Annotated in this window: 1 pseudogene; it reads right to left on the minus strand. The window is 79.5% G+C overall.

Annotated elements, in window-relative coordinates:
• Positions 1 to 264, minus strand: a pseudogene (locus tag AN218_RS36610) (iron transporter); the annotation flags it as partial.

The raw sequence follows: 264 nt of genomic DNA on the forward strand, positions 1-264 counted from the left end.
GTGCAGCGGAAGGCGGAGTGCGGCGCCGTCCTCGGGGCGCGGGACGTCCCGCTCGCGTACCCAGCAGCACAGCAGATTGCCCACGGTCCGCTCGTCGGCGGTGCGCACCGGATCGTCCGCCGGGGTGCGGGCGCCTGCCGGGGCGTCCGCAGCGGGACCGCGCGCCGGGCTCTGCGCCTGCTCCGGTACGAGACCGGCCGCGGACGGCGTCGGCGGCGCGTGCGGTACGGCCGTCCCGGGCCGGCCGTGTACGAGGTCGCCCGG

The organism is Streptomyces nanshensis, from assembly GCF_001751255.1.
GTDB classification, from domain to species: domain Bacteria; phylum Actinomycetota; class Actinomycetes; order Streptomycetales; family Streptomycetaceae; genus Streptomyces; species Streptomyces nanshensis_A.